Genomic DNA, 25,140 nt, shown 5'->3' on the forward strand with positions numbered 1-25,140 from the left:
AGTATACGTCGTTTACTTTAGCGTTGAAAGCCCATGAAAATAGTCGTCCTGACATACGGCACCGACGGGGATACGCGCCCATTGGTTGCGTTGAGCCACGCCTTGATTCAAGCCGGGCATGAGGTTTCCTTGCTGGGAGAGGCGCGATCACTGGGATTGGCGCATCGCCTCGCAGTGCCGGCCGCGCCGTTGGACGGGGATATTCGAGCATTGTTTACCCGATGGAGCCAGTCGGGCGCACGAGGCACAGCGAAGGCGCTCGTAGCGTTGACCAATGCGAACGCCGCAGCGTGGATGGCACAGACGTTCGAGGCTACACAGGGCTGCGATGCCATTGTGGTGTCAGGGCTGGCTGGCTTTGTCGGATTGTCCGTTGCGGAACGTTTGGCGGTGCCGGCCATTGGCGCCGGGATGATTCCGCTGACGCCGTCGAGAGAATTTCCATCTCCGTTTCTGCCTTCCGCTTGGGTTCCTGCCCGATTGAACAGAGCCAGCCTCGCCCTGACGAATCAGTTGCTGTGGTTGGGTCTCAGGAAAGCACTCAATCGTGCCAGGGCCGATGTGCTGGGGTTGCCGCCCAGAGTAAAGCTTTGGACGGAGCATCCGATGCTGTATGGCATTTCACCCACGCTATTGCCGCAGCCTAAAGACTGGCCGGATAACGCCGTAATGTGTGGTCAATGGGTGCCGCCGCTGAGTACCGATTTCATCCCGCCCGCGGAGTTGACGCAGTTTCTCGATGCGGGCCCTGCGCCGATCTACGTGGGCTTTGGCAGCATGACTGGCATCCATCTGTCGCGCATGCTTGAAACTGTCATCAAAGCATTGAACGGTCGTCGTGCCGTGGTTTGGCCGGGGTGGAGTGATACGGGATCGATGACACTTCCGGAAAATGTCTTGCGCATTGATGCTACGCCGCATGACTGGCTGTTCCCCAGAGTGACGGCTGTGATCCATCATGGCGGTTCGGGGACGTCGCATTCCGCTGCGAGGGCAGGCAAGCCATCCATTGTCATGCCGTTTGCGGGGGATCAGTTTTTCTGGGCGGATCGGCTGTATAGGCTGGGAGTAGCGGCGCCTGCAGTGTCGCCTGTTCGCTTGAATGCTGCGGTTCTTGGCGATGCTATTTCATTTGTGGAGCAGCCCGCCGTTGTCGATTGTGCTGGCGTTGTGGGGCGGGCTATGGTTAGCGAGGACGGACTGGCTATGGGAGTAAGGATGATCGAGGAAATTCTCACTGGCAATTGACGATCACGTTGCCAAAAACCCCGTTCTCTACCGCTTGGTGGGCTTTGATGATGTCGGATAGTGCAAAGTTCGGGCCGATATGGTGTTGCAGCGTTCCGTCCTTGAGCAAGGCCTGAACGCCTTGCACCGCGCGATCGCGCTGTGCAGGCGTGAGCAGATACACCAGGAAGAAATGCAGCGATAACGAACGTGGCAACCAGGTCGCGTAGTTGACGGGCACGGCCCCGCGGTTGTTCGAGCCAAAGCAGACGAACTTGCCGTGCGATGCCAGCACGTCCTCATCGACCAGCGCCGCGGTCGTGGAGAAGTCCATATCGATGATGGCGTTTACGCCCTTGCCGTCGGTCAAGGCGAGGACGCGCTCGGCGACGGACTCTTTTTTGTACAGCACCGTATCTGGCAGTCCCGCGTCATGCATAAATGCTGCTTTCTCTGCAGAGCCTACCGTCGTGATGACACGCGCGCCGCGGGCACGCACCAACTGCGTGGCATAGTAGCCCACGGCGGACGAGCCTCCGATGACGAGCACGGCGTTGCCGGGCTCGAGGTCCGCGAGTTCGACGGCGCGATAGGCGGTCAACGCAGGGATGCCCAAGCAAGCACCGGCTTCGAACGACACGTCTTGCGGTAAGGGCACGGCCTGGTTGGCCGGCAGCGTGATGTATTCCGCCGCTGTCCCGTAGGGGCGGTTGTATTGCGCATTCCACACCCAGACGCGGTCGCCGACTCGATGAGTGCTGACATCGGGTCCCACTTGATCGACGATACCGGAGCCATCGCTATGCGGAATGATGTAGTCGTCGCGCACGGGACGGCTGCCGGCGCGGGATTTCACATCCGACGGGTTCACGCCAGAGCATACGACGCGGATCCTGACTTCGCCGCGGCCGGCCTCGGGGGTGGGCTTTTCGCCGAATTGCAGGACATCCTGTGCGGCGCCGTTTCTTTCGTACCAAGCTGCTTGCATCACGTAAGCCCCTCTTTGACAAAACGATTGCTCAGCGTCCCAAGCCCCGTCAGCGTGACATCGACCTGATCTCCAGGCTGCAGATTGGGCGAATGGCCGTCGGTCCCCATCCAGACGATGTCGCCCGGATAGAGCGTGAGATAACGGCTCATGGTGCTGATGAATTCCTCAACACCAAATAGCATATCCGCAGTTTCGAAACGTGTGGACTCTGTTCCATTGACGGACACGACGGTTTGCATTGATGGAACATCGGCCTCAGTGGAAATCCAGGGGCCCATGGGTTTGAACGTATCGGCGTTCTTGGCGCGCCAGAATGTGCGGTCCGAGGCTTGCCAATTGCGCTCGCTGACGTCATTGCCGATCGTGTAGCCGAGGATGCAGTCTTTGACTTCCGCCACCGAGATATTGCGTACCTTTTTGCCGATCACGACAACTAGCTCGCCCTCATAATGCACGCGGGTTGCATCGGCCGGCATAATGACGTCCTCACCATGCGCGATGAGTGCATTGTTCGCACGGTAGCCGACGTCGGGCTTTTTCGGAATGGACATGCCTTCTGTGCTGATGTGCTTGGTGTAGTTCAGGCCCACGCAATAGAACGTGGGCGGTACGACGGGCACCTCGATCTTGACGTCTTCCAGGCGCAGGCGTGTGGAGGTCGTTTCGTAGCCCTGAAAGGGGCAACCGTCTACCGCCGTGATCCGGTCATTCTCATCCAGCATGCCATAGCGGGTCTTGCCTTCCAGGCTGTAGCGTAACCATCTCATTGCGTCTGCTCCTTATGCGTCCATGGCAAAAATAATGTCTTCGGCCGACAGTTCGCTGATCAGCCATTTTCCGTCGTGGCGTTCCAGACTGACTCGCAGGTCCCGAATCGATTCGATTCCTTTGAGTGGCAGTGGGCCTGCGACGGCGGGCCCGGGATCATGACGCACCACCAGCATATATCCGCTGACCGTACACCGATGATCGTCCTGCAGTTTGCACGCCAGGTTGGTGATCAGATGGGCGATGCGCATGGTAGGCGAGCGCTGCGCCAGCGCTGCCCGAGCCTGTCCAGGGCCGGTGAGCACCTTGCCCTGGCGCCGCCACACGCCTTGCGGGGCAATCAGCTCCGCCAATGCATCGTATTGCCGATCGTCCAGGTACCTGAAGAACAGCATCACCTGGTTTTCGCAGAGTTTCAATTCAGTTGCCATAAAGGAAGTCCGGTCGGGAGTTTTGAGGGATAGCCAGCACCGAGCCGTCGATCTCGGAAACGGATGCGGTCGCGCACAGCTGCATAGTGCGGGTCAGTTCATCGCGCAGTATCGTCAGCGCGCGATCTACGCCGGCATAGCCGCCCGCCAGCACGCCATACAGCGTGGCGCGGCCAAGCAGTACGGCGTCAGCACCGAGCGCGCGTGCCTTGAACACATCGCTGCCTCGGCGGATACCACCGTCGAGCATTACGGGAACACGTCCATTCACCGCGCGCACGATCCCGGGCAACGCGTCCAACGTCGCCACACAGGTGTCCAGTTGCCGGCCACCGTGGTTGGATACGACTAATGCGTCGACGCCGATTTCCAGAATGGCGTTCACGTCGGCAGGGTTAACCACGCCTTTTACGATGAGCTTGCGTGGCCAGCGGTCGCGCAGGGCGCGCAGCGCGTTCAAGTCGAACGACGGGTCGTAATTGCGCCCGGCCACGCCTTGCATTTTGGTCTTGTCGGTGGCCAGCGACGCCAAACCTTGCAGGCTGGGCATCACGGGCGGTTTGTGCAGCAGCATGTCCAGCGACCAAAAAGGTTTGCGCACGAACTGACAGATGTTGCGATGCGTGAGCTTCATGGGAAAACTCAGTCCATTGGCCAAGTCGCGTTCACGTTTGCCACCGACAGGGAGATCCACGGTGATGACCAGCCCTTCGTAGTCGGCCGCCAACGCGCGATCGATGAGGGCATGCAGGCGATCTTTGTCTTGCAAGATGTAGGCCTGGAACCAGTGGCGGCCTGGCGCCTGGTTGGCGATTTCTTCGATGGAGGTGGTGGCCGATGTGGATAATGTGTAGGGAATACCGTGGGCGGCTGCAGCGCGCGCCAAATCGAGATCACCACCACGCCAGCCAAAGCCCACCGCGCCCGTAGGGCCGATGGCCATGGGTATGTTTAGAGGTTGACCAAAGAGCTCCGCGGACAAGTCAACCTGGGCTACATCGCGCAGTACCCTGGGGCTCAGACGCACCCGCTGAAAGGCGCTGCTGTTGTCGGTAAGTGTCACTTCGTCTTCAGCGCCACCGTCATAAAAATCGAATACCCCGCGCGGCAGCCGTCGCCTCGCCATCACGCGCAGACGTTCGATGGAGTAGCTGTCATTCAATTTCGAACGCATTTTTTGCTATATCCGCAATGCTGGTCGGCCCTTGCTTATTGCTTGAGCTCGACGATGTTTACCTCTGCCTCCGGCAGATCATTCCGGCTTAACGTTGCCCAGCTTGATCACATTGGCCCAACGCTCCTTGTCGGCGATCAGGAACTGGCGAAACTCCTCGGGCGAGTCTCCAATCACTTGAGCGCCCAGCTTGTTCAACTGCTCTTTGACTTGCGGGTCCGACAGCGCGGCGACGGCAGCTTTATTGAGTTTGTTGACAATCTCGGGTGGTGTGCCAGCGGGAGCCAGCATGCCGACGAACGGGGCGCCCTCGTCAAAGCCTTTCAGGCCTAGGCTCTCCAGCGTCGGCACACCGGGAAAGTCAGGATGCGGTTCGCGGGTGCCCACGCCCAGCACACGCAGCTGTTTGTCGGCCACATAGTTCGCGATGCCGATGCTGGGATAGAACATGAACGAGATACGGCCGGCGATCATTTCCTGCAGCGCCGGGCCATTGCCTTTGAACGGCACGTGGGTCATTTTCAGGCCTGCTTGCACACCCAGCATTTCCGCTGCGAGGTGAGCGGATCCGCCTACACCCGAAGAGCCAAACGTCAGCTTGCCCGGGTTGGCCTTGCCATCAGCAATGAGGCTCTTGAGGTCTTTGTATGGTGAGTCATAGTTTGTCACTAGCACCATCGGCAGGCTGGCGAAATTACTGACCGGCTCAAAAGCCTTGGTGGCGTCGTAGTTGTAGCGGTCCGGATAGAGCAGGGGGTTGACGTTCAGTGTCAGTGACGTCACGAGAACTTTATAACCATCCGGAGGTGAGTTCATGATGTCGTTGGCTGCGATGTGAGCGCTGGCGCCGGGCTTGTTTTCGACGATCACGGATTGGCCTAGATGCTCGCTCATGCTTTTGGCGACCACGCGCGCAATGACGTCGGTGGGGCCGCCAGCCGAATAGCCCAGCACCATTCGCACTGGATGCTCGGGGTATTCCGCTTGGACCGCGCCGCCTGCCATGCAAAACATTGTCGCGGTGGCGATGGCAAACTTTTTGATCAGTTTCATGCTGTCTCCTGTTTGGGTTTGTTATGTACATAGCTGCCTGCACGGCAGCATCGCTCAATAGAGATCGGGGAAATACTTGTCTGCCATGACTTGGCATCGCTTGATGAGTCGGTGCTCGTCGGGGCCGTAGTCGGCCACCGCGTTGTGGATGGTGCCCATGTTGTCCCACATCAGCACGTCGCCCTGGGCCCAGCGATGACGATATTGGTACTTTTCCTGTAGCTGATGCTGGAACAGAAATTCCAAGACTTCGTTGCTGCGGGCTTCGGACAATTCGTTGATGCGCATCGAATAACCGGGGTTGGCGTAGAGCACCTTGCGGCCGGTGATAGGGTGCGTCAGGAAAACGGGATGCGAGACAGGAGGCTTGCGCTTGCGTTGCTCCTCGGTCAGCGGGGGGCGCGTACTACCTTTTTCTCGCCGCATCATTTCCCAGAACTTGTTGAAGTCATGCGTGATGGTCATGCCCTCGAGCTCGAGCTGTAGTGTCTCAGGCAGTCCTTCGTATGCCGCATGCATGTTGCAGAACTCGGTGTTTCCCAGGGGTTCGCCATCGCGCATGGGGATTTTGATGCCATAGAGGATGTTGCTGAAAGCGATCGTCTTGCTATAGGACATGTCGGTGTGCCAGTCCTGGCCGGCGTCGCTCAGGCCAATAGGCTTGCCGTCTTCCTTGATGTTCGAGAGGATCATGACCTCGGGATATTCGGGGTCATGGAACATATTGGCGACGTTGATTTCCAGTGTGCCGAAATTTTCGGCGTAGTCGCGCAGTTGCTTGGCGGTAAGCGCCTGTTTGGGGAAGCTGATGACGCCGTAACGGCCCAGGGCCTGTTCGATGGCCCGATAGCGTTCTTCGGTCAGCGGTTGAGACAGGTCGATGTCGTAAATCGTGGCGCCCATGCCGCCGATTTTGGGTTCTATTCTCATAGTTTTTTCCTTGATAAGCATTACAAGGCCTGGCGCAGAATGGCCAGAACCTCGTCAGAATGAGTGACGGGACGCGGATTAACAGCGAGGCCGCGCTCGTGCATGGTTTGTTCAGCGATGGCGGGCAGATCTGCGCCTGTCAGGCCGAGTTCGGACAGCCGCATGGGCAGACCCCGTTGCTGGCTCACCTGTGCGAGCCAGTCCGCGACGTTGCGATGGGCCGTGCCTGATACGCGGGTCAGGATCTGGAGGGCAGGCGTCAGCATGTCGTGCGATGCGGGCTCGTTAAAGCGCAGCGCGTGGGGCAGTACGACGCTGTTGACCTCCCCATGTCCTACCTGATGTCGAGCGCCAATCACATGACAAATCGCATGATGTAGACAGGTCTTCGCCATCGAGAGCACGACGCCTGACAGATGGCCGGCAGCCATCAGTGTGTCGCGCTCATCGTCCACGCTTTCGGCTTGGCCGGTCAGCGCTTGTGCGAATAGTTCAATCGCTTGAAGCGCAATCGCGTCAGCCATCTGCGAGCGGTTGCGCGAATACATGCCCTCAAAGCAGTGGGCCAGACCATTCATGGCGGTGGCGTGCATGCGCTGCAGAGGAATGTCGCGACTGAGTTCGGGATCGATGATTACCGTGGTCGCGGCGAGGTGACGGTTCCAGAACAGCAGCTTGCGCGAACCGCTGCGTATGCCAAACGACGGCGTGATTTCCGCGCCGGATGCTGTGGTGGGCAGCGCGATGATCGGTAGCTTGGACTGTGTGCGCACTGGGATGTCCACAGTGGCCGGCGGAGTAAAACGCGTGGCATGGTCTGCCAGGCGGCCGCCTTCGGCAAATAGCATCGCGAGCGCTTTGACCGAATCCGACACGCTGCCGCCGCCCAGCGCCACGATGCTGTCGCAGCCGCTGTCTTGCAGGTCGTGAACAACCGTTTCGATCCATTCGACACTACCGTGCGTGGGCACCGATGTGTACACATGGAGATTCAAGTGGCGCAGTGTGCTGCGCAGATGGGACCATACCGCTGATTCAGCCATACGCCGCTGCATGAGGACAACCGGACGCGTGCAGCCCAGTGCCGCCAGCTCGTCGGCCAGGCCATTGGCTGCACCCCGGGCGAATCGGACATGCGTGCCGTACAGGTGATAGTCGAAGTCGGGAAGCGCCATAATCAGAGCCATCGGTCAAGTTGGTGACGATTCTAGGGACCGCGGCGCCATGTGAATACGCAGAGATGGCAAAATGAGTGTTTCCGTTTTGAGAACACTATGCGGAGCTCCCGATGAACACCGTTGAATGCATCGAAGTTTTCGTGGAGGTCGCTAAAGGGCTGAGCTTTACCCGGGCGGCGGAGCGTCTGGGAACAAGCCGATCGGTGATTACGAAGAAAGTCGCCTGGCTGGAGCAGACCTTTGAGACGCAACTGCTACAGCGCAATACGAAACGGGTCAGCCTCACCGAGAGCGGCGAGATTCTGCTGCGTAATGCCGACAGCGTCACGAGGACATTGAACGACCTGAGGGATATGGTGCGCAGCTCGGTGCAGCGGCCCGAGGGGCGTATCCGTGTCGGCTCGCCGCCTTCATTCGGGGCAGTGCATCTGGCGCCGGCTATCCAATCCTTTCTGGAGTCTTATCCAGATGTGCAGGTCACCATGCAGTTGGATGACGGACGCAGCGATCTGATCGCCGAGAACATGGATCTATCGGTGCGTATCGCGCCGCACTTGCGCGATACCAGCCAGATTGCCTACAAGTTGGCAGTGGTGCCGCAGGTGCTGGTCGCCACGCAAGAGTATCTTGAGCGTGTGGGACGCCCGAAGCGACCGTCAGATCTGAAAAACCACAACTGCCTGATTCACACGCTGAAAGCGCCCATGGGCCAATGGCAGCTGACCGACAAAAAAGGTCAAGTTCACACCGTTCAGATCAGCGGCAGCTTTAACTCGAATCTGGGCGAATCCATTCTGCATCTGGCGCGCCGTCACTACGGCATCTCGATGCATCCGCGTTATATGGTCGAGGACCTGATTTCGCAGGGGCAGTTGCAAATCGTGCTGCCGGACTTCAAGTGCCAGGGGTTGGATATTTACGCCATGGTGCAGAGCAAGCGTTATCTGCCTTACAAAGTCCGGCTGTTTGTCGATCATCTACGTACGCATTTTCAGAACGTCAATTGGGCGAGCTCCGCGGCGATATAGTGCACGAAGGTCGTGATGCCGTAATGTGCCTCATGGATGCCCGGATTTCTTCGAAATCAGGCGCCGGGGTTGAACCCATGCCCCATCAAGGGCTAAGCTGACCCCTGGCTATCGAGAGCGGCACCTGCGGATCCACAACAGCAGCAATACCGGAACCGCCCGTCGCAAGGAGAGCACTATGCGGCATGGGGTAGATCTGTCCGGGCGCGTGGCTATTGTCACGGGAGCCAATTCAGGGATTGGGCGTGGCATCGCCCTGGAATTGGCGGCAGCGGGAGCGCGCGTAGTCGTCAACCACCGTCCCAACGAAGACTCCGAGCGACGCGGTGTCGAGGTCGTGCAGGAAATTGCCCGCGCGGGCGGCCAGGCCATCCCAGCTGCCGCCGACGTCAGTCGCGAAGAAGACGTCGAGCATTTGTTCCGGGTAGCTGCGGATCATTACCAAGGCGTCGACATCCTGGTCAACAACGCCGGCATCGAACAGCCGGCGGCCATTCAGGACATGACACTGGCTCAGTGGCAGAAGGTCATCGACATCAACCTGACCGGCCAATTCTTGTGTGCCCGCGCCGCGGCCCGGGCCTTCCTGAATCGCGAACCCGCACCCCCGAACAACGCGGCCATCGGCAAGATCATTTTCATCAGTTCGGTCCATGAGGTCATTCCGTGGGCATTCCAAGCCAACTATGCCGCGTCCAAAGGGGGCGTGTCACTGTTGATGCAGTCGTTGGCGCAAGAGCTCGCTCCGATGAAGATTCGCGTCAATGCCGTGGCACCCGGCGCAATACGCACGCCCATCAACGCGCCCGCCTGGAACACACCGGAAAGCATGGCGTCGCTGCTCAAGCTGATTCCGTACGGGCGTATCGGCGAACCAGAGGACGTGGCGCGTGCCGTCGCCTGGTTGGCCAGCGACGATTCCGACTACGTGACCGGTTCCACACTATTCGTCGACGGCGGCATGACCTTATATCCTGCGTTTCGCGGTGCGGGGTGAACATCATGTCAAAGCCCATTGAAGACTATGGCCTGATCGGCAACATGCTGTCCGCGGCGCTGGTGGCACGCGATGGTTCCATCGATTGGCTCTGCTTGCCGCATTTCGATTCGCCAGCGTGCTTTGCCGCCTTGCTGGGTGATGAGAGCCACGGCCGCTGGCTGGTGGCGCCCAGCCAATCAGGATACACCACCACGCGTCGCTATCTGCCGGATACTGCAGTACTGGAAACCCGCCATGAGACGCCCTCCGGCGTTGTGCTCGTGTACGACTTCATGCCCCTGAGCGATGAAGAAGAACGGGTAGATGTGGTGCGCATTGTTCGAGGCGAGTCGGGCCAGGTCGACATGAGAATGGAATTGACGCTGCGCTTTAACTACGGGCAGGCGGTTCCCTGGGTGCGGCGGCGCGATTACGGCCTGAGCGCCATCGCCGGGCCCGATGCCGTCGAGCTGCATACGCCCGTGCCGTTGGAAGGCCGCGACATGAAAAGCGTGGCCTGCTTCACCGTGCGGGAAGGCGAGACCGTACCCTTTACCCTGTCGTACCACCGCTCGCACAAGACCCCGCATTTTGTGCCCGATCGCATGGAGAGCATGGACCGCACCATTGCGTGGTGGCACGAATGGGCCAAGCGATGCCACTGGGACAACGGACCAGACGCACGGCGTGACGCGGTGGTGCGATCGTTGATCACGCTGAAGCTGCTGACTTTTCAGCCGACCGGCGGCATCGTGGCGGCGCCCACGACTTCGCTACCCGAACAACTGGGTGGCAGCCGTAACTGGGACTACCGCCATTGCTGGCTGCGAGATTCGGCTCTGACTCTGTATGCCTTGTTGAATGCCGGCTATCGGGAAGAGGCCGAGGCCTGGCGGCAATGGTTGCTGCGTGCAGCTGCCGGTCACCCCAATCAGCTGCAGATCATGTATGGCATCGCTGGTGAACGCTGGCTGCCCGAGCACGATATTCCCTGGTTGCCGGGCTATGAGGGCAGTGCGCCGGTACGCCTGGGCAATGGCGCGGCCGGGCAGATGCAGTTGGATGTGTATGGCGAACTGATCGAGACCCTGCATGCCGCGAGAGTGGCCGACCTGGCACCGCTGGCCGAGGCCTGGCGTATGCAGAAGGTATTACTCAAGCCGCTCGAAGATCTATGGCGACAGCCGGATCATGGAATCTGGGAAGTACGCGGGCCGCCCCGGGCCTTCACGCATTCGCGGCTGATGTGCTGGGTGGCGTTGGATCGCACCGTGAAGTCTTGTGAACGCTTCGGCCTGGAAGGCCCGGTGGACCGCTGGCGTGCCTTGGCCGCCGAGATCCGCGAGGACATATGCACGCATGGCTATGATGCGGGGCGCAACACCTTCGTGCAGTATTACGGTGGCACGGCGCTGGACGCCAGCTTGCTGTTGATTCCGCAAGTAGGCTTTCTACCGCCAGACGATCCGCGCGTGGCGGGTACCGTGCAGGCGATCGAGCGCGAGTTATTGCGCGACGGTCTGCTGCTGCGCTATTCGACCGAGCATAGCGACGATGGCCTGCCAGGAGACGAGGGCGTGTTCCTGGTATGCAGCTTCTGGCTGGCTGATGCCTACATCATGCAGGGCAGACTCGATGATGCGCATCGCTTGTTTGATCGCCTGCTGTCGCTGCGCAATGATCTGGGACTATTGGCCGAAGAGTACGATGTGGTGCGCAAGCGCCTTGTCGGCAATTTCCCGCAGGGTTTTTCGCATATCGGTTTGGTCAATACTGCCTATAACCTGAGTGCCGCCGACGGCCCGGCGCGCCAGCGCTCATCGAGCGACGCGCCTCAGGAGTGAGGATGTATAGGCTCAGCCGCGAGGGCAGATCGGCTATAGGCGTAAGAATGATCGAGAAACTCCTTGCTCTTGGAAGCGATGGAGCGCCGGGAAATTAGTTTCTCGTTGATGTTCGGTCAAATGGTGATAGCAGGTATTTACGGTGCCCTCCCGACCGAAGGAGTGGCGCGCCACACGCTGGCCAACCATGGTTGTTGGTCCCTGGGTAAACCGGCGGGACGGTAGTAGTGCGTGATTTCCGTGAAGCCGGCGTTTTCCACATAGCGGCGCCACCTGTCGATGTCGTGATATGCACCGTAGCGGCCGCGATTCCAGCCTTCCTCATTGGTGCCGCGGGGATTGGAAGCAAACAGGACGCCGCCCGTTTTCAGCGCGGCACGTAGATCGGCGAGCACGCGCGGTAGCTCCTGGCTCGGCACATGAAACAGCGATGCATTGGCGTAGATGCCGTCGAAGGAGGCAGTCGGCAGATTGAGCGCTAGAAAGTCTTGATGCCATACCTCGCAGCCTGAAGTCTCGCGCGCCATTTCTGCGAACCGGCTTGCACCTTCCAGCCCGATGGCATGATGGCCGCGCGCCGCGAAGACGCGGAGGTCCCGTCCGGGGCCACAGCCGAAATCCAGGATGCGATACGGTGGCGGGCCCTGAATATTGTCCAGTAGTGCAGCGATGTTTTGGCTGACGTCGTGATCGAGCGTAGCGGCGCGGAATTCTTCGGCACGATCTTCGTAATGGCGCAGCGTCTGTTGTGAGATTAGATTCAGGTCTTCGGCGCTCAGGGGCATGCGGGGGCCTCGCGGTAGAAAGGGAGCCTGAGGCAATTGTTGCACGACTGGCTAGGCGGGACCGGGTGCCAAGCTGCTATACCCGCCTGATGTAACGTGAAAAAAAGCATCGTTTTCTTTACAAGTGCACCGATATTCAACGGGACACAGTAAGCGTTTTCCGTTTTGGGGTTAGTCCTTATATAAAAAATCCGCAAAAAATTTCAGAATTGTGAAAATCAGATCCGTTTTCCAGGTGGTGCAAGTCTCTTTACGGAGCAACCCGTGGTACCGATCGCAGCCCCGCTACAGCCAGAGCAGGACAGCCATACCGACTCGTCGGCGTGGCTGGGCAACGAAGTCAAGAATCTGCGCAAAGCAAGAGCTTATTCGCTGCAAATGCTGGCGCAGCGGTGCGGAAAGTCGATTGGCTATCTCAGCCAACTGGAGCGCGGCTTGGCAAAGCCCACCATCGGCGCAATGCAAGAAATTGCTCGGGCGCTCGGTGTACAGATCAGTTGGTTTTTTCCCGAAGGCAAGCCAGAAGACCCTTCCGATGACGGCATCGTCGTGCGAGCCGAATGCCGCAGGCGGCTGTCCTTTGCATCCGGCGTAGCGGACTATCTTCTTTCTCCCAATCTTTCCGGCCAGCTCGAGTTGCTGGTTTGCGTTCTAGACCCAGGTTCGGACAGCGGTGATGCGTACAGTCATCGCGGCGAGGAAGCTGGTGTCGTCATTCGCGGCACCCTGGAACTGTGGGTGCAAGGTAAGCATTTCGTATTGAACCCAGGCGATAGCTTTTCGTTCCTGAGTACTGAACCACATCGCTACTGCAACCCGGGCCTGGTACCTACTGAGGTGGTTTGGGCTATTACCCCACCAACGTATTGACCTGAGTGTGATGCCCGTCACACGGGCATCACACATTCAGAGCATGCGTGACGGCTTGCCGCATATTTGATCGATCACATATTTATGGGAAATCTATGCTGAGGCAAACATTGCTACGCCTTTTACTCGCCATCCCAGTGATGTTCGGCGTCTTGCTGATTGGCTTTTTGTTGATGCAGGCCGGTCCAGGTGATGCAGCGATCGTGCGTGCTGGACCTAATGCGACACAAGACGTGATCGAAGCCATTCGCATTGAAATGGGCTTGGACAAGCCACTATATGTGCAATTCGCGATTTATGTCTGGCAGCTCCTGCAGGGTAATTTCGGTGTGTCACTCATTAATAACGTGCCTGTCATCAACGAGTTGGCCAATACGATCGGGCCTACGCTGGAACTGATGTTTGCCTCGTTGATATGGGCCATTCCTCTGGGTATTTTGTTGGGCACATTAGGCGCGCGTTATCAACGCACATTGTTCGATCGTTTCGTGATGGCGTTCTCTACTGCGGGCGTGTCCGTGCCGGTATTTTTTGTCGGGCTCTTGCTGGTGTGGGGCGTCGGTTTCAAATTGCAGTGGCTACCGTTTACCGGGCGCGCCGGGCCACTGTGGACGCTTGAGGGGTTCAGAGCAATCATTCTGCCGGCGTTGACATTGGGTGGGGTATTTGTCGGACCGGTCGCCCGCATGACGCGCACAGCGGTGATTGATGTGCTTGGCGCAGATCATGTCCGCACCGCGCGAGCCAAGGGTTTGGCCGGCCACGTCGTGATGATGCGCCATGCTCTGCGCAATGCGCTGATTCCAGTGGTGACTTTGCTTGGCTTGCAGATTGGATTTTTGCTGGGCGGAGCGGTGGTCACCGAGACAATCTTCAGCTGGCCGGGCGTAGGCAGGTTAGCCGTAGGCGCGATTCTCTCCAGCGATTTTCCAATGGCGCAGGGCACGATCATTATTCTGGCTCTCGGTTTTATTTTCATCAATCTGACGGTCGATATCTTGTACACCGCACTCGACCCGCGCCTGCGTACTTGAGGAGACGAGATGAACCCTTTCCTCAAACTCGCAAAGCGCGATGCCGCGGCGGTCAGTTCCGCCGTACCTGGTGGTAATGCACAGCCCGTCCCCAATGTTGCCGATCCGGCCATTGCCGCCGCTCCCTCGACATTCAGGTTGCTGATGCGAGATCCCGCTGGCGCGATTTCTTTAACAGTAGTTATTTTGATTTTTGTCGTGGCCGTGTTCGCACCCTTGATCGCACCTCAAGGGCACTGGAGCGGCGACATGGCCAATGCGCTCAAGCCGCCTGGCGAAGCGGGTTGGCTGGGCACGGACTCGCAAGGTCGCGACATGGTTTCCCGTCTGATCTTTGGCTTGCAAACGACCATGCTCATGGCCGTGACAGCCGTGATCGTGGGCTGTGCCACCGGTGCGGTGATTGGATTAGCCGCGGCTTACTATCCGCCGGTCTCCGGGCTGTTGATGCGCTTGATGGATATTTTATTGTCGTTTCCAACGATTCTGTTCGGGCTTGCAATCGCCGCGATTCTGGAGCCTGGGTTGTGGGCGGTCGTGGTGGCCTTGTCCATCTCTTCCGTGCCTTTGATGGCACGCGTTGTACGTGGCGCGGCATTAACCGTCATGCAGCAGGAATATATAGAAAGTGCGAGAGCCCTGGGTGTGAGCGATCTCCATCTTTGGCGGCGCCACCTGTTGCCCAACTGTATGTCCTCGATCATGGTGTTTGTCACGCTGCGCTTCGGTCAGGTCATTTTGCTTGGCGCCGCACTTTCTTTTATTGGCTTAGGCGCTCAGCCGCCGAGTGCGGAGTTGGGTTCGATGGCTTCCGAAGGGCGGACTTTCTTGTTCTTTGCGCCACATGTTTCTGTGTTGCCAAGTCTGCTCATTTTTATCGTTGTGCTCGCCTTTAACACGCTGGGTGACGCACTGCGCGATGTACTCGATCCAAAGCTACGCAGCTAGTTTTCTTCTATCCAAGAACTATAGACTAAGGGGTTTGGCAATGCATTTTTCGAGTCGTTTATCTATTGTATTGAGCACCATGATGGTGGCCGGCGCAGCACTGCCCGTGATGGCGCAGCAGCCCTCGGTCTTGACTGTGCTACGGGTAGCGGACGCAGACACCTACGACCCGATTCGCACCACGTCCACTCGAATGGGCGAGGTGATGTTCATGCTGGGCGATACCTTGGTCAGTATGGATTACGACCTAAAAACTGTGAAACCCGGATTGGCCGAAAAATGGGAAATCTCTGACGACGGCTTGAGGTATCGGTTCACCTTGCGTCAGGACGTCAAATATTGCGATGGTCGGCCAATGAAGGCCGAAGACGTTGCCTACAGTTTGAAACGTCTTGCCGATCCCGCCAATAAGTCTCCGATCAGAAACAAGGTCGGGCCGATCAAGGATGTCGTGGTCGTCGATGACCATACCATTGACTACATCCTGTCTGCGCCTTTCAGCGATACCTTGTATCAGCTTGCTCTACCGTTCACGTCGATCGTTGACAAAAACGCGGTAGAAAAATTGGGGCCCAATTTCGGTACACAGGGCTTTAACGGCACGGGACCTTATTGTTGGCAGAGTTGGACGCCGCGTCAGCAACTGGTGTTGACCAAAAATCCCCATTACAACTGGGGGCCTTCCATCTATAAAAACCCATCGCCTCAGGTCGACCAGATCATTTGGAAGGTGGTGCCGGAATCCAACACGCTGATGGCTGCGATTCAGTCACGCCAGGGCGACACCAGTCAGAACGTACCGACTTTCGCTTTAGAGAGTATGAAGCGCGTACCGGGGATGCAGTTGTCCCACCAGGCCGCCGCCATTGATGATTATTTTCTGGGGTTTCGTGTTAACAAACCGGTGATGCAGGATCTGGTTGTTCGCCGGGCAATTAACGCCGCTATCGATCGAGACACGATTGTGAAGGCGATCTATTTCGGACGCGCCGATTCTCGGCGAACGATGGCTAATCCGAACGCCGTAGATTACGACCCCGGTTCAGAAGGCCTGTTGCCTGCCTACGATCCTGCGGCCGCCATGGCCATGCTGGACGAAGCTGGCTGGAAACCGGGCGCCGACGGTGTCCGAGAAAAGAACGGCGTGCGCGCATCTTTTCTGGTGTATGGCAGCCGCAATGATGTGACGTCACGTCTGGCCGAAACGATCCAGGCCAATCTGCGTAAGGTCGGCATCGATATGCGGATTCAGCTCTGGGATAACACGGCGGTATGGGGCAAGCTCGCGACGCAGGAATTTGATGCGTTCATTATGAACCTGCCGTACATCACAGTCAGCGAGTGGGCCAATTTCTATTTCCGCAGCACGCAGATGCCTACCCCCAACCGAATGAATTGGAACGATAAAGAGACGGACGAATTGGCGGCGCAGGCGTCAGCCGCGACCACGGACGAGTCCCGCGTGGCTGCTACGAAGGCGCTGCAAAAGCGTTTGTCGGAACAGGCGGTGTGGGCGCCATTGGTCAATGTGCAGTTGTGGAACGTGTCGAATGATCGGGTAGAGGGGATCAAGCCCCACGGACTGTACGGCGCAGCGCTCTACAAGGGTTTGGACATTCGAGTCAAAAACTGAAAAGGAAATAGGCAACCTATCATGACTATTACCGTTATAAAGAATGCAGAGTTTGTCGTTGGTTGGGATGCGGCAGCAGCTCAGCACGTCTATCTGAACGACGCTGATGTGGCGTTCGATGGCAACGTCATTGTGCATGTGGGACCGGGCTACGTTTCCAAAGCCGGCGAGCGGGTGGAAGAGGTCGATGGTCGGGGCAAGTTGGTGATGCCAGGGCTCATCAACATTCATTCCCACCCTGCCAGCGAGCCGCTGAACAAGGGGTACACAGACGAAGTGGGATCGCCGGGGCTATACAACTCCGGACTCTACGAGGTGATGCCGTTGATGCGCGGTGATGCAGAGGCTGCCCCGCATTGCCTGAATCAAGCGCTCGGGGAGCTATTGCTTAGCGGGGTCACCACGCTGGTCGATATGTCCGGGACGCACGAAACATGGATCGATGTCATGGCGGCCAGTGGAATTCGGGGCTGTATTGCGCCGCTGTTCAAATCGGCAAAGTGGTACACCCGCAACGGACATCTGGTGGAGTACGACTGGGATGAAAAGGCAGGGGAACGCAGCATGGAGGCTGCCTTGCAATTGGTCGATAAAGCCTGCTCGCACTCGAGCGGGCGGCTGTTCGGGATGGTCACGCCCGCGCAGGTCGACACCTGCACGCCTGAGCTGATCAAAGCGAGCCGGCAGGAAGCCGAGCGCCGCAATTTATCGTGGCAAATTCATGCGGCGCAATCCGTGCCCGAGTTTCATGAGATGACCCGTCGGCATGGCGTGACGCCCATACAGTGGTTGCATTCTCTAGGGGTACTGAAACCGCGCAGCATCGTCGGTCACGGAATTTTTCTGGACGATCATCCTCGGGCGGCCTGGCACACCAAAACGGACCTCTCTATCTTGGCCGACACCGGCTCGACCGTTGCGCATTGCCCGACCATTTTCATGCGTAGAGGCATGGCTTTACGTGATTTCGGTCGTTATCGCAGGGCCGGGGTCAATATGGGCATCGGTACCGATTCTTATCCCCACAACATGACCGACGAGATGCGTCACGTTGCATATCTGGCGCGATTGATGGCGGATGATCCACGCACCACGACCACAACGGAAATTTTCAATGCGGCCACGATAGGCGGGGCGACGGCGTTGGGACGTGACGATATCGGGCGTCTGGCAGTGGGCGCGAAAGCGGATGTGGTGCTGGTTGACCTCAAGCATCCCATGATGAGCCCGTATCGTGATCCCGTACGCAGCCTGATCTATGCCGCCGGAGAGCGTGCCATTGATACGGTGTACGTCGACGGCGCAAAGGTGGTCGAGAATGGAGAGGTGCTCACGATTGATCGTGCGGCAGCGGCGGCCGGGGTCCAGGAAGCACAACAGCGCGCGATCGAGAAATTCCCTGGGCTGGACTTGGTGGCCAACCGCTCTATCGCCGATGTTGCGCCGCTGACGTTTCCCCTCAACTAGGAGGCCGATATGGCTACACCCGTTCTGGAATTACGGGATCTGGTTACGGCTTTCGATACCCGTTTGGGACAGGTGCGTGCGGTTGACGGGGTCAGCCTGACGCTGGAGGCAGGACGCACCTTGGGTATCGTTGGCGAAAGCGGTTCGGGTAAAAGCATGCTCTCGCTGTCCATCATGGGCTTGGTTCCGTCGCCAGGACGGGTATGCGAAGGGCAGGTGTTATTGGAAGGCGTGGATCTGCGCACACAGTCTGAACGGCAGATGCGCAGCGTACGTGGCAATCGTATCGCGATGGTTTTTCAAGAGCCCATGACGAGCTTGAATCCGGTGCATACGGTGGGCTTTCAGATTATGGAAGCCGTACGGGCGCACCACCATTTACCGGCGAGCGAGCTCAAGACGATGGCTATCGAGTCGCTTCGCAAGGTGCGTATCTCTGCACCAGAGCGACGTTTTAGCGAGTATCCGCATCAGTTGTCCGGCGGTATGCGCCAGCGTGTGATGATTGCAATGGCGCTGGCTTGCAAGCCCACTGTGCTGATTGCCGATGAGCCCACGACGGCGCTGGATGTGACCATTCAAGCGCAGATTCTCAGTCTGTTGCGCGACCTGCAGCAGGACACCGGCATGGCCATCATTCTGATCACGCACGACCTCGGGGTGGTGGCACAGTGTGCGGACGACGTGGCGGTCATGTATGCGGGAAAAATCGTCGAGTCGGGATCAGCGGCTGCGATTTTTGAGGATTCTCAGCACCCGTACACCTTGGGGCTCATGGCGTCGCTGCCGCGGATGGATGTGGACGTGGAGAGGCTGTTGACGATCTCCGGCACGGTGCCGCCGCCGTTCAATTATCCCGCCGGGTGCCGATATAACCCGCGCTGCTTATTCGCTACCGATCAATGTCGCCACGACTCTCCGGTGCTCGAGTCGTTGGGTGACTCGCACCGCGCGTCCTGTTGGAATATGCCCTTGGAGCAACACGTATGACGACGCCTTTGCTGGAACTCAGAAGTGTGTCCAAGCGCTATCCCGTATATGACGGCATGGTGCTGCGCAGACAGGTAGGTGCCGTTCAAGCGGTGGACAATGTCAGCATGACGTTGATGCGTGGCGAAACGCTGGCGATTGTCGGGGAAACAGGTTGCGGTAAGTCGACCACGGCCAGATTGGCCATGCGATTGATTGAACCCACAGAAGGGCGGGTGCTCTTCGAGGGGCGGGACATTACCCGTTGTACACGCGCCGAGATGAATCCCTTGCGAAAAAGCATGCAGATCGTTTTTCAAGATCCCTACGCGAGTTTGAATCCCAGAATGACGGTAGGTGAGATTTTGTCTGAGCCGCTCAATGTGCACCGGGTGGGCGATGCTGTATCGCGCAAGCGTCGAGTAGAGGAGTTGCTGCGTCTGGTGGACCTGGCCCCCTATCACGCAGAGCGATATCCCCACCAGTTTTCCGGAGGGCAACGTCAACGGGTCGGTATTGCGCGCGCTCTCGCTTTGTCGCCCAAACTGATCGTGTGTGACGAACCCGTATCCGCGTTGGACGTGTCCATTCAGGCGCAGATCGTCAATCTGCTCAAAGACCTGCAGCATCGATTCGATTTCTCCTATCTATTTATTTCGCATGGCTTGGCCGTGGTCCGTCACATTGCAGATCGTGTCGGCGTGATGTATCTCGGACAACTGGTTGAAATAGGTAGCAAGCAGGACATTTATCGCAATCCTCGTCACCCGTATACACAGGCGTTACTGGCTGCGGCACCCGACCCGAATCCCGCCGCACGTCATAACGTTGCCCCGGTGGCTGGCGATATTCCCAGCGCGATCAACCCGCCCTCGGGTTGTCGGTTTCATACGCGTTGCCCCATGGCACAAGACCGCTGCAAGGCCGAAACACCCACACTGCGCGAGATGTCCACCGGCCATCAGGCGGCCTGCCATTTTGCGGAAGATGCGCCTGTGTACGAGGCCGCCCGGCACACGCAACACCCCACGCCGGGGTTGTTGATGCGCCAGGCGATATATGCGAATAGGCGGGCGGCTGCCTAGTCCTTTCAACATGTCGACGCCGCGCCTTTCTGCACCTATTGCCCAAGCCCGTCCTGTTGACGTGCAACTGAGTCGGGGCATCATCAGCATGTTGGTGGCCATGGGCGCGTTTATGCTGATGAACGCGTTCGTCAAATTGGCCATCGAAGCCTATCCGTTTGGCCAAGTGCTGTTCTTGCGCAGTGCCTTTGCGCTCATTCCCGCGTTTTGCGTGCTGCGATGGCAGGGTGGGTTATCCACGCTGCGTTGCGGCCGAACGAGCACTATGTGCTACCTGTCCGCCTTGGTAGTCGGGTCTATGGTGACCTCGTTCTGGGCTTATCATCTGCTGCCATTTGCTGATGCAACGTTTTATTCGTTTGTCGGCCCCTTGATGATCACCGCATTGTCGGCACCGATGTTGGGTGAGCGCGTGGGCGTGAACCGTTGGAGCGCTGTACTGCTGGGGTTTGCCGGTATTGTCCTGATTACGCCGCCAGGCCAGGGGGCGTTGAGCCTGGGGGTAGCCATTGCGCTATTGAGTGCCTTTTTATATGCAGTGGGTATGGTCATGATTCGCCGATCAAGCGGCAGCGAACATCCCTTGGCTATCGTGTTCTATTTCACATTATTGGCTACGGTCGTGGGCGCACTGTGGCTGCCGCTCGGGTGGCGGCAACCCGATTGGTATGGTTGGGCACTGATGGGCGGCGCCGGTATATCCGGCGCCATTGGCCAATATCAGCAGACGCAAGCCTTCCGGATGGCGCCTCCGTCGTTATGCGGCGCCGTCAGCTATGTTCGGATCGTCATGGCCGTTGCGCTCGGCTATTTGATCTGGGGCGAAGTGCCGCTGCCCATCACCTTTCTGGGAAGCACCATTGTGATTGGCAGCGGTCTCTATCTCACGTATTACGAATGGCGTTTGAGGCGGAGTAGCCAATAGCGTGGCATGGGATTTTTGAATGGTGCGGGGCCTGGCATCAACCGAATTTTTGGTTTTCGGTGAATGGTGCCTCTTTGCGCAGCATCACGAGAGCCGGTTGCATGTGTCTGGCCCCCACGCTCATGGCCCGCCGCAAATAAAGACCTGCATCATGTTCGTCAGCAAAACCGATGGCGCCGTGAAATTGCACCACTTCCTTGGTCACCCGCAGCGAGGTCTCTGCCGCCCGGTGTATCGCCGCCGCGGCAGCCCAAACACCCTGTGGGGTTTTCCATGCGCGCGCGGCCTCGTTCACCAGTGCGCCTGACGCTTTGACGTCGACATAGCAATCTGCCGCTCGGTGCTGTAGCGCCTGAAATGAACCAATTGGCACACCAAACTGCTTTCGCACTGACATGTACTCAACCGCGAGACGTAAGGCCGAGTCGGCCAATCCAGCCAGATAAGCTGCCTCAGCGATCAATAACAGCGACCGCGCACCTAACCAAACGGCATAGTCGGCCTCGCCATCGAGCAGCAAGGCGGATTGATCCCAGATAACTCGCTCCACGAGTGCGTTGGCGAGATGCGAGCCGTCAACTGCCATTCGTGCGGACAATCGCAGCTCACGCTGATCCGCTCGTATCAGGCGTACCTCGAAACCGGGACCTTCTCCACGCGCCACTAGCCACCACTTGGCTGAATCACCGTCCGCCACCAGGGTTATTCGCACGTGATCGCCTGCCGGTGCATCCTGTGCCTCGGCAAATGCCACACACTCATCGCCGTTCATGAGTGACTCAAATGCGCGTGCGGCATCTGGGGATTTCCCCGACACCTCAGCCAATAGGTATGCACCGGCCAATGCAGCAGCAATGGGTGACATTAACAGTGCGCGGCCACACTCCGCGGCAACGGCGCTGATGGCTGTCGCGTCCAGCCCCAGACCACCAGCCTCTTCGGATACCGCCATGCCGAGCCATCCCAATTCCACCATGGCTCGCCAATCTTCCAGATCCCAGACAGGGGCACCATCGCTCACCTTTCGAGCATGGCTAGCCCCTCCCGTTGCCTGTGCAAAATCCGCGGCGCTTTGTGCAACCATACGCAGTTGCTGATCATGTTCTTCAATCACGCTTTGCTTCCCCCTTTTGCCGCCGAAACAGGTAAACCCAGCACGCGTGTGGCAATCAGTGTGCGCTGCACCTCGCTGCTGCCCCCGTAAATGCCCAATCTGCGCGCCTGTAGAAACATTTCGGTCGAATCGAGCATGTCTACCCCGTTACGCTCCGCCAGACACAAAGCGGCGGCGGGTCCGGAAACCGTACGTACCAAGTCAAGCAGGCGATGCACCGTATTCGTTCCCAAGAGCTTCAGATAGGAACTGTCGGCAGCGATGCCTTTCTCCTGTGCTTCGGCTGCGTCCAGATAGGCGGCAATCAGTGTCTGTACCTCAATCTCGGCAAGAGCAACCGCATCACGTATCACAGGATCGCCGGCGACATCGGGATGCGCCCGAAGCATCATCCGAAGCCGCTCCCGCGCTCTCAACGCCTGGCCAGGAGCGCCAATGCGCAAGCGCTCCTCGCTGAGTACTGCCGTTGCTACCTGCCATCCAGCGTTGATATCGCCGACCACGTTTTCGATGGGGACCACCACATCGTCAAAGAAAACTTCGGCAAACTCGTCATCGCGTGCAATAGTGGTAATAGGACGCACGCGTATACCTGGCGTTTTCATGTCGATCAGTACAAAGGTAATGCCCTGCTGGGGTTTACCTTCAGTTGATGTGCGCACTAGCGCAAACATCCAGTCCGCGTGATGCCCCCAAGTCGTCCAGATTTTCTGGCCGTTGATGATCAAATGATCGCTACGAATGTCTGCTCGCGTGCGCAGGCTTGCCAGATCCGACCCTGAACCGGGCTCGGAATATCCCTGGCACCAGATAGCATCTCCGGAAAGGATCGCAGGAAGATGGCGATGTTGCTGTTCAGGCGTCCCTCGAGCAATCAGCAAGGGGCCGATATGGTTAAGGCCTTGCGTAGGAATGTCCGGGGTTCCCGCGGCGGCCATTTCCTCCATGAGAACGACCTGCTCCACGGGCGATGCGCCCATCCCCCCGTGCGACTTGGGCCAGTGCGGTGCAATCCAACCACGATGGGCCAGCGCACGATACCAGGGCATACCGTCCCTGGGTGGAGGGCGAAATGTCTTGTGCTTCAGTGCGGCAGGTACATTGGCCTCCATCCATTCACGCACCTCCGTTCGAAAAGCCGCGATCTCGGCGGTTTCAGGTCTCAGCATGATCTTCTAGATCCGTTCGAGCGCAAGCTCGCGTAATTCGGCCTTAAGTACTTTGCCCACGCCGTTGCGGGGGAGCGCGTCCATAAAGACCACATGTTTGGGTTTTTTATAGCTGGCGATACGCGTGCGCGTGTGCTCTATTAGATCTTCAGGTCTGACGTTCATGCCGGGGCGCAATTCGATGAATGCGGCAACGGCCTCTCCGAATAACTCGTCGGGAACACCAACCACCGCGGCATCACTCACGGCCGGGTGCTCTTGGAGAGCCTGCTCGACTTCTTTCGTATAGATATTGAAGCCGCCGCTGAGCACCATGTCCTTCTTGCGATCAACGATATACAAATATCCATCGGCGTCAAAACGGCCCATATCGCCGGTATGCACCCAGCCATGAACAATGGTGCTGGCCGTCGCATCGGGGCGTCCAAAATAGCCCTTCATCGTGGTAAAGCGGCCCGCTTCGCCAGAGCGCACCAGAATCTCCCCCACGTCATCGACGGCAACCTGATGCCCGTTTTCATCAACGAGCTTGACTTGCACGCCGGGCGTGACGCGGCCCACCGATGCAGGATGCGTGAATTGTTCTTCGTGATTGAGAACGGTGACCGAGCCCACTTCGGTCATGGCAAAGAAGGAATGCAGGCGTACATTCGGCAGCATGCTGATCATGCGGCGCTTAAGTTCCACAGGAAAGGCCTCGCCTGTCACGATGATATGACGCAGGCTAGCGCAGCTGCCGGGCCGTTGCTCCAATACCGGCATGAGCATTCTGCCTACTGTTGGCACCATGCCTAGCGCACTGACCTGTTCCCTGTCTATCACCTCCACGGCGGTTTTCGGATCAAAGCGCTTCATGACGACGAGCTTGGCACCGAGGCACATGGAATTCATCAAACGGGCAAGCCCTGTACGATGAGCCAAAGGGGTTGTCACAAGAAACACCTCGTCCGCCGTTACCCCCCATTCCACCGCATTGACGAAGGCATTGCTGATAACGAAATTCGCGTGAGTCAGTACGGCACCCTTGGGCTGACCCGTTGTGCCGGACGTGTAAAGAATCATCGCGTCATCCAGCTCCAGCGGCACCTCGGGGGTACGCTCATCCGAAGGAACCAAGAGATCGGAGAACGACTCCGCGCCGGGAGTATCGCCTCCCACCGCAAATTTCCGAATGCCAGCGAGATCGGCATCGACGTCGTTCAGGTCCTGTGCCGAATCCATGTGAAACACGAGCACGCGGGCCTGGCTGTCTTGTGCGAAATAGACCAATTCGCGGGGGGTGTTGCGCGTATTTACCGGAATGACGACCGCACCTATGGAGAACGCGGCGTACAGGATTTGCACGAACTCCAGGCAGTTCGGCAAATACACGACGATCCTGTCTCCGGCTTTGACGCCAGCCCGCGCGAGACCGGCGGCAAGCGAGTGTGAGCTCGCGAGCAAGGCCCCATAGGTGAGCGACGCTTCGCCCACGACTACCGCAGTCTTGCCGGGCGTGCGCAGCGCATGTGCTGCCAGGAAATGTTCTAGACGCATGG

The 25,140-nt window shown here is 58.4% G+C and carries 23 protein-coding genes; 12 read left to right on the forward strand and 11 right to left on the reverse strand.

Going from position 1 to position 25,140, the window contains the following annotated elements; translation table 11 throughout:
* The first annotated feature begins 33 nt into the window (after positions 1-33).
* The gene (locus ACYVI2_RS17900) at positions 34-1,248 is read left to right on the forward strand and encodes a glycosyltransferase (RefSeq protein ID WP_415816031.1); all 1,215 of its coding nucleotides are present in this window, start codon (positions 34-36) and stop codon (positions 1,246-1,248) included.
* On the opposite strand, the gene ACYVI2_RS17905 is transcribed toward ACYVI2_RS17900, so the two are convergent.
* From ACYVI2_RS17905 to ACYVI2_RS17935, 7 genes are all read right to left on the reverse strand, one after another.
* Positions 1,235-2,215, reverse strand: a complete 981-nt coding sequence (locus tag ACYVI2_RS17905) for an NADPH:quinone reductase (RefSeq protein WP_415816508.1) — start codon at positions 2,213-2,215, stop codon at positions 1,235-1,237. The genes ACYVI2_RS17900 and ACYVI2_RS17905 overlap by 14 nt on opposite strands.
* Complete coding sequence (locus ACYVI2_RS17910; protein WP_415816033.1) at positions 2,215-2,985, reverse strand: fumarylacetoacetate hydrolase family protein; 771 nt, start codon at positions 2,983-2,985, stop codon at positions 2,215-2,217. The genes ACYVI2_RS17905 and ACYVI2_RS17910 overlap by 1 nt, the downstream gene beginning before the upstream one ends.
* 12 nt (positions 2,986-2,997) lie before the next feature.
* On the reverse strand, positions 2,998-3,417 hold the full coding sequence (locus tag ACYVI2_RS17915) for a nuclear transport factor 2 family protein (protein WP_415816035.1): 420 nt from the start codon (positions 3,415-3,417) through the stop codon (positions 2,998-3,000).
* Positions 3,407-4,591 carry an alpha-hydroxy acid oxidase gene (locus tag ACYVI2_RS17920; RefSeq protein ID WP_415816037.1) on the reverse strand — a complete coding sequence of 395 codons (1,185 nt, stop codon included), beginning with the start codon at positions 4,589-4,591 and terminating at the stop codon, positions 3,407-3,409. Before ACYVI2_RS17920 ends, ACYVI2_RS17915 begins: the two co-directional genes overlap by 11 nt.
* A gap of 78 nt (positions 4,592-4,669) precedes the next feature.
* Positions 4,670-5,644 (reverse strand): Bug family tripartite tricarboxylate transporter substrate binding protein, encoded by a 975-nt coding sequence (locus tag ACYVI2_RS17925; protein ID WP_415816039.1) that lies wholly within the window; start codon positions 5,642-5,644, stop codon positions 4,670-4,672.
* Positions 5,645-5,698: 54 nt separating this feature from the next.
* Entirely contained in the window at positions 5,699-6,574 is an 876-nt protein-coding gene (locus ACYVI2_RS17930; RefSeq protein WP_415816041.1) for a TauD/TfdA dioxygenase family protein, read from the reverse strand.
* Positions 6,575-6,594: 20 nt separating this feature from the next.
* Entirely contained in the window at positions 6,595-7,749 is a 1,155-nt protein-coding gene (locus ACYVI2_RS17935; RefSeq protein WP_415816043.1) for an iron-containing alcohol dehydrogenase family protein, read from the reverse strand.
* Positions 7,750-7,862: 113 nt separating this feature from the next.
* Between ACYVI2_RS17935 and ACYVI2_RS17940 the strand changes: the two genes are divergently transcribed.
* The 3 genes from ACYVI2_RS17940 to ACYVI2_RS17950 all read left to right on the forward strand — a co-directional run bounded on the left by ACYVI2_RS17940 (position 7,863) and on the right by ACYVI2_RS17950 (position 11,603).
* The gene (locus ACYVI2_RS17940; RefSeq protein ID WP_415816045.1) at positions 7,863-8,780 is read left to right on the forward strand and encodes a LysR family transcriptional regulator; all 918 of its coding nucleotides are present in this window, start codon (positions 7,863-7,865) and stop codon (positions 8,778-8,780) included.
* Between the two features lie 178 nt (positions 8,781-8,958).
* Positions 8,959-9,777 (forward strand): glucose 1-dehydrogenase, encoded by an 819-nt coding sequence (locus tag ACYVI2_RS17945; RefSeq protein WP_415816047.1) that lies wholly within the window; start codon positions 8,959-8,961, stop codon positions 9,775-9,777.
* 5 nt (positions 9,778-9,782) lie between these two features.
* The gene (locus ACYVI2_RS17950) at positions 9,783-11,603 is read left to right on the forward strand and encodes a glycoside hydrolase family 15 protein (RefSeq protein ID WP_415816049.1); all 1,821 of its coding nucleotides are present in this window, start codon (positions 9,783-9,785) and stop codon (positions 11,601-11,603) included.
* A gap of 137 nt (positions 11,604-11,740) precedes the next feature.
* On the opposite strand, the gene ACYVI2_RS17955 is transcribed toward ACYVI2_RS17950, so the two are convergent.
* Positions 11,741-12,388: a class I SAM-dependent DNA methyltransferase gene (locus tag ACYVI2_RS17955; protein WP_415816051.1), complete on the reverse strand. Its 648-nt coding sequence runs from the start codon at positions 12,386-12,388 to the stop codon at positions 11,741-11,743.
* Positions 12,389-12,652: 264 nt separating this feature from the next.
* Here ACYVI2_RS17955 and ACYVI2_RS17960 point away from each other — a divergent pair, with 264 nt between their 5' ends.
* The 8 genes from ACYVI2_RS17960 (at position 12,653) to ACYVI2_RS17995 (ending at position 21,319) form a co-directional block, all read left to right on the forward strand.
* Positions 12,653-13,258, forward strand: coding sequence for a cupin domain-containing protein (locus ACYVI2_RS17960; RefSeq protein WP_415816053.1), 606 nt, complete (start codon positions 12,653-12,655; stop codon positions 13,256-13,258).
* Positions 13,259-13,353: 95 nt separating this feature from the next.
* Positions 13,354-14,292 (forward strand): ABC transporter permease, encoded by a 939-nt coding sequence (locus ACYVI2_RS17965; RefSeq protein WP_415816055.1) that lies wholly within the window; start codon positions 13,354-13,356, stop codon positions 14,290-14,292.
* A 144-nt stretch (positions 14,293-14,436) separates the two neighbouring features.
* A complete protein-coding gene (locus ACYVI2_RS17970) occupies positions 14,437-15,240 on the forward strand; it encodes an ABC transporter permease (protein ID WP_415816057.1) in 804 nt (267 codons plus the stop codon).
* A gap of 40 nt (positions 15,241-15,280) precedes the next feature.
* Positions 15,281-16,873, forward strand: a complete 1,593-nt coding sequence (locus tag ACYVI2_RS17975; protein WP_415816059.1) for an ABC transporter substrate-binding protein — start codon at positions 15,281-15,283, stop codon at positions 16,871-16,873.
* Positions 16,874-16,894: 21 nt separating this feature from the next.
* Positions 16,895-18,340 (forward strand): amidohydrolase family protein, encoded by a 1,446-nt coding sequence (locus ACYVI2_RS17980; RefSeq protein WP_415816061.1) that lies wholly within the window; start codon positions 16,895-16,897, stop codon positions 18,338-18,340.
* Positions 18,341-18,349: 9 nt separating this feature from the next.
* Positions 18,350-19,330 (forward strand): ABC transporter ATP-binding protein, encoded by a 981-nt coding sequence (locus tag ACYVI2_RS17985; protein WP_415816063.1) that lies wholly within the window; start codon positions 18,350-18,352, stop codon positions 19,328-19,330.
* Complete coding sequence (locus tag ACYVI2_RS17990) at positions 19,327-20,394, forward strand: ABC transporter ATP-binding protein (protein ID WP_415816065.1); 1,068 nt, start codon at positions 19,327-19,329, stop codon at positions 20,392-20,394. The genes ACYVI2_RS17985 and ACYVI2_RS17990 overlap by 4 nt, the downstream gene beginning before the upstream one ends.
* A 10-nt stretch (positions 20,395-20,404) precedes the next feature.
* On the forward strand, positions 20,405-21,319 hold the full coding sequence (locus tag ACYVI2_RS17995) for a DMT family transporter (protein WP_415816067.1): 915 nt from the start codon (positions 20,405-20,407) through the stop codon (positions 21,317-21,319).
* A 37-nt stretch (positions 21,320-21,356) separates the two neighbouring features.
* On the opposite strand, the gene ACYVI2_RS18000 is transcribed toward ACYVI2_RS17995, so the two are convergent.
* Genes ACYVI2_RS18000 through ACYVI2_RS18010 form a run of 3 tightly spaced genes read right to left on the reverse strand, consistent with a single transcriptional unit; the run spans position 21,357 to position 25,138 of the window.
* A complete protein-coding gene (locus tag ACYVI2_RS18000; RefSeq protein WP_415816069.1) occupies positions 21,357-22,433 on the reverse strand; it encodes an acyl-CoA dehydrogenase family protein in 1,077 nt (358 codons plus the stop codon).
* Complete coding sequence (locus tag ACYVI2_RS18005) at positions 22,430-23,602, reverse strand: acyl-CoA dehydrogenase family protein (protein WP_415816071.1); 1,173 nt, start codon at positions 23,600-23,602, stop codon at positions 22,430-22,432. The genes ACYVI2_RS18000 and ACYVI2_RS18005 overlap by 4 nt, the downstream gene beginning before the upstream one ends.
* 6 nt (positions 23,603-23,608) lie before the next feature.
* Positions 23,609-25,138, reverse strand: a complete 1,530-nt coding sequence (locus ACYVI2_RS18010) for a class I adenylate-forming enzyme family protein (protein WP_415816073.1) — start codon at positions 25,136-25,138, stop codon at positions 23,609-23,611.
* Positions 25,139-25,140: the final 2 nt, after the last annotated feature.

The organism is Bordetella tumbae (genome assembly GCF_054780995.1).